Source organism: Streptomyces sp. NPDC054866 (genome assembly GCF_053610745.1).
Genome location: NZ_JBSGZA010000026.1, coordinates 1 through 4,286, shown reverse-complemented (window position 1 = coordinate 4,286; position 4,286 = coordinate 1). Strand labels below are relative to the sequence as shown.

Here is a 4,286-nt window from a genome sequence, read left to right as displayed (position 1 = left end):
CTGGAAGGACAGTATTTGGTATCTGCGCTCCACCAAGCCAGTTACCTGGTTAAGCAGTTCCCCAACTGACTTAACCTTCGATTAAACCGCCTCCCCAGGCGGTTTTTTCGTTTCAAGAGGCTACGCCCAAACGACAATGATCGTCAAGGATCTTCTTGGTAAGATATGACAAAGAGCTTTCGAACTTTTATATCTTATTCAAGGAACTAAGATGCAAGACAGGTCAGTAGTTAATCGACAGGGGTTTAACCCAGAGCTCGATCTGCCGTATTCGCTAAGGATTAGTGATTTTGAGCACGCAATGGAAGATATTTATGACTTCTTCCATGATGTGAACAATTTACTATCAAACAAAGGATTGCATAGGCTTGATGACATGATGAGACCAGCAGCTATGTCTGGCCTCATTTCAGATATGATCACAGCTTCCCTCGCTAAATTTTCAAGATCACTTGTTGAAAACAAGCATTTCAATGGACATCCAGACCTAGTTGTTAGAGGCAAGTATCCGAATGACAGTATCTCCTCAGGGGAAGACGGCATTGAAATAAAAACCACCAGGAAAAATGGGGGTGCCGTCGATACTCATGGGGCAAGATCTCAATGGATGTGCGTATTTGTCTACAATGTAGATAATGAGACTGAACCGGCCTCAGACAGAAAGTCGATGAAATTTACCGAGGTATATCTTTGCCACGTTGATGAAAATGACTTCCGTCGTAATGATCGTGGTGCATTAGGAACCAGAACAGCAACCCTTCACAAAGAAGGGTTGAAGAAGCTCAGAGAAAGCTGGGTTTACAAGGATTTAGTTTAGTTATTTTCCTTGCTTGGAAGGGCTGATAGCGCGGGGATAGCTTTCTCCGCCAAATCAAAGAACTCCCGGTCTATTTCAACTCCAATGCTCTCATAACCTATATGGTTTGCAGCTGCTAATGTGGAGCCGCCCCCCATAAATGGATCGAGAATAATCCCCTCTCCTAAAGGAAGCACTGCCCTCACTAATTGCCTCATGAAATTTTGCGGCTTTAATGACGGATGTGGCGCTATCTTTTTTTCATGTGCTGGCGTCGGATGAGATTTAATGACATCGCCAAATGGCCTGTCAGCTGAAATTCTCCTGAATCCACCTGTTTTCCACTTTCGTAGATTATCCTGAACCCTTCCATCTAGAGGCTTTCTCAGCACTATCCATGGTTCCCATTGAGAACGTGGCATGACAGAAACATCTCCAAATTCATCATGGGCGTTTTTGGGCCTATCCCCTCCTCTCATGGTCATAACCTGACGCGCGATGTAACCTCGTAGCTCTAAGCCAGACGTAGACATAGAGTCCGCGACTATATGCGATAGAAGAGGGTTGGATGCGATAACTATATTCCCGCCAGGAACAACCACCCTTTCGACTTGCGAGGATAGTTCTTTGAAAAATAATGATATATTTCTAAGATCTTCTTCCCGCAAAACCGTAAAGCGAGGTAATGGCGCACGCTTATGTCCATCAAAGGAAGGCGGCTTTCTCCAAATACCACCTTTCCCTGCCCTTAGTTTCTCAGTCTGCTGTTTTGTATACTCGACTAATCCGTAAGGAGGATCGGTTACAACTGCATGAATTGAATTATCTTTTTGCCTTTTTAACCATTCAATTGCATCATCAAAAAAAATCGTCGATTTCCCAACAGCCTTAGGTGAAGACGTCAAATCTAAGGAGGGAGTAATACCAGCATCACCATTTAAGCGATAGACACCGCGATCTACTCGTTCGAACAGACCAGGGGTATTTAAACTCAGATATGAACGTACAGAAGATTTTGAAATTTCTCCAATTTTCAAATAAACAGCGTTGGTTATCTCCTCAATAGAAGCTTCTCTTCCAAGCCTTAAAAAACATTCAATTATCGAGTCACGAACAACACCAGGAGCCAAAGACATGTTTATAAATCCAGTATTTTTGTATAAAATAATAATACTAACTAGACGTCAGGACGTCAATTTAGTTTAAAAGTGACGTCAAAAGAGCATGCATTAACTCCGCATTTACCATAACAGTGCTTTCCGGCACCGCCTCAGGGCGGGTTCGGCGCGAAAGCGGCGTCAGCCCGGTAAAACCGGCAGTAAACTCCCCACTAAATCGCGCATTCCGCGTCAGATAAATTTCACCCGACTGCATAGCCATGCAACCGGGTGAATGGCACCGGCTTTCGGCGGGGATCTGCGCCGCCCCCCCCGTTTTATCCGGTTTGTTACAGCGACGGACCGTCATACGTCCGCTGGCGCTGCGATCGTTCCAGCTCCAGCGCTTTCTGGTGCTGCGCCGCCCGCTGCTGCTCCCGGTGCGCCTCGATTCCGTTCAGCCTTGCGACAACCGGCGCAGCTGATCGCTCAAACTCTGCACCTGCCTGCTCAAGACCGTGACGCGCTCGCTCAGCGCCGCGTTCTCCCGTTGCATAAGACCAGACATCGTCCGCCATTCCGCGAAGGCGTTCTCCCACTCGTCCAGCCTTTTCGAGTAGTCCTGCTGTAGCTGCTCTAATGCGCTCAGCAACTGTTTTTCCAGCTCCGTCATGTGCTATTTCCCCGCCAGTATCATCCAGCTCGAATCCTCTCCGAACCGTCCCGCTTCCGGGTTCACCCTCACGCAGCGGCGTCTCTGATCGCCGCAGGTCGAGAGCTGCACGCCGCTGTTCCGATCGGACAGCATAGCCTGCGTGCTCTTCTGCTCCCGGATGGTCGTGTAATTGTCGAGTATCTGCTGACTCTGCCACCACAGAATGGCCGCGCTCGAAGCGATCAGCAGCGCGGACACCAGGACGATGGTCAGCCACGTCTGGCTGACCATGCGCAGCATCCCTTTCGTGCGCTGGCTCATGGCTGAGGACAGCTTCCGGTCGTGCTCGAGGATGGCGGCGCTGATTCTCTTCTCGCTTTCGCTCAGTTCCGCTCTGACAGACTTCTCGTGCTCGCTGAATGCGGCTTTCAGCATCTCGCCGGTACTCTGCTGCTGCGCTTTCGATTTCTGCTCTAAGTCCTTCGCCAGCGTTAAAAGACTGTTCATAGATGGCTCCCTTCAGTCGGATGTTTCGCCCCCCGTCCGGGTCGGCAATGCTGATGCTGCTTTTTGTAGTGCGCACCACCTCAAAACCAGCGCTTTCCAGCGCCTCAGTGACGTCCTGACGGGTTTTCAGCTCCCCGGACGAGGCTAAGGCCAGTAAACCCCGCGTAATCGCCTGGGCGGCTTCCTGCTTCGTTTCCGGCAGCGCGGACGGCGTGACCAGCGCCCGCCGGTTTTCCGGCGCGTTTGGATCGTGCAGCCCCAGCCTGCCGTTCACAATGGTCTGCCAGGCATCGATGCGCGGTCGGTCGGCGCGGTCGTAATACGGCTGGAGACGCCTGCCGGTCAGCAGCTCCGTGTTCGGGATCAGGAAGTTCAGCTCCAGCCTCCCTTTGTCCCGGTGCTCAACCCACAGCACGCTGTACTGGTCTTTATCGAGTCCGGGCATCAGAACCCGCTCGAAGCTCGCCATCAGCTTTTCACGCTGGCCGGGCGGTAAGTCCTGTTCGGCAAAAGACAGGACGCCGGATGTGTATTTTTTGGCGTAGGGCGAGGCGTCGATAAGCTCCCGGACTTCCTCCGGCTTCCCCTGCAGAACGCTGGCACCTTCGCGCTGGCGGTCTTTGCCCAGCAGGTAATCCACAGGCCCGGCGCCACCGCCGCGCCCCCGGGGGTGAAACTTAACGATCATCGTCTGCCCCCTTTTCCAGCACGGCGTGCCGCAGCCGCTCGAGTCCGGCATCGATGGCCATCAGCGCGGCGACAACCTGCACGCGGTCGTGCCCGCTGCCGCCACCGCCGTTAACCTGCCGGGCAATCTGGTTAAGGTTGTTCCCCATGCCGGCAAGCTGACGAAGCAGCGCCGGCGAGAGCGAGGGAAGTTTGCCGGTTCGGGCGGGCTTCTCGTCCAGGCACGTCTGCCGCATCCAGGCCGCGAGCTGTTTACCGTCGCAGCGCTCCAGCAGACGGCGGTGCTCATCTTCGGTCACCCACATGGTGAGCATTTTGCTGCGTTTGTCTGCCAATCCGGCCTCCTGATAACGCCGGGACGGGCGGGAAATCTTTTCCCGTTCGGCGCGGTGTTGGACAAGCCGCAGGCGCGTCAGTGGTTTTAGCGGGTTTCGGGGCGCAGCCCTGAACCAGTCACGTAGCGCTAGCGGAGTGTATACTGGCTTAATATGTTAGTTCGGAGTGGTGACTCAGGGAAGTGCTTCATGTGGCAGGGGAAAAAATG

General features: G+C 52.8%; 4 protein-coding genes. 1 reads left to right on the top strand and 3 read right to left on the bottom strand.

Annotation, left to right across the window (positions count from 1 at the left end; genetic code table 11):
* The first annotated feature begins 211 nt into the window (after positions 1 to 211).
* Positions 212 to 817, top strand: coding sequence for a hypothetical protein (locus ACWGI2_RS42005; protein ID WP_069475750.1), 606 nt, complete (start codon positions 212 to 214; stop codon positions 815 to 817).
* Here the strand turns inward: ACWGI2_RS42005 and ACWGI2_RS42000 are convergent.
* The 3 genes from ACWGI2_RS42000 to ACWGI2_RS41990 all read right to left on the bottom strand — a co-directional run bounded on the left by ACWGI2_RS42000 (position 814) and on the right by ACWGI2_RS41990 (position 4,077).
* Positions 814 to 1,932, bottom strand: coding sequence for a DNA-methyltransferase (locus ACWGI2_RS42000; RefSeq protein WP_077952212.1), 1,119 nt, complete (start codon positions 1,930 to 1,932; stop codon positions 814 to 816). The genes ACWGI2_RS42005 and ACWGI2_RS42000 overlap by 4 nt on opposite strands.
* A gap of 311 nt (positions 1,933 to 2,243) precedes the next feature.
* Positions 2,244 to 3,743 (bottom strand): plasmid mobilization relaxase MbeA, encoded by a 1,500-nt coding sequence (mbeA, locus tag ACWGI2_RS41995; RefSeq protein WP_063863380.1) that lies wholly within the window; start codon positions 3,741 to 3,743, stop codon positions 2,244 to 2,246.
* The gene (locus ACWGI2_RS41990; protein WP_063863381.1) at positions 3,733 to 4,077 is read right to left on the bottom strand and encodes a MobC family plasmid mobilization relaxosome protein; all 345 of its coding nucleotides are present in this window, start codon (positions 4,075 to 4,077) and stop codon (positions 3,733 to 3,735) included. Before ACWGI2_RS41990 ends, mbeA begins: the two co-directional genes overlap by 11 nt.
* Between the last annotated feature and the right edge of the window lie 209 nt (positions 4,078 to 4,286).